We start from the raw sequence: 394 nt of genomic DNA, 5'->3' as shown, positions 1-394 counted from the left end.
CATTATCAAACTTGTTAAATATGACCATATTCCTATACTTGAATATTAAAAAACACAAATTATTTACATCACATTTTCTTTAGTGTAATTAATTGCTTGCTATAAGCTATTTATATGAGAACCATAATAAATAAAAAAACAACGTTATAAAATGAACGAAAAGACTGATATATCAAGCTTAATGCCCAAAATACCGATATAATGCAAAATAATACTGGCAATAATTAAAAATGTATAAAAATGTTTATTTTTATGATATTATTTCTAGGATGATAATATATTATATTATTAATTGTGTGGAGGATGATAAGTTTTGAATAGATTCAAAATGATTGAAGAAATCAAAAATACCAATTACAAGATGCATAAAAGCAAAAAGGGTTGGCTTGTTAGC

The 394-nt window shown here is 23.6% G+C and carries 1 protein-coding gene; it reads left to right on the top strand.

All coding sequences use genetic code 11. From position 1 onward, the window contains the following. Positions 1-328: 328 nt before the first annotated feature. Positions 329-394 (top strand): KxYKxGKxW signal peptide domain-containing protein (locus tag AC2JF7_RS09085; protein WP_500727735.1); only part of this gene is annotated, 66 nt, incomplete at its 3' end.

The organism is Lactobacillus sp. XV31L (genome assembly GCF_059900865.1).
This window is presented reverse-complemented; position numbering and strand designations above follow the sequence as displayed.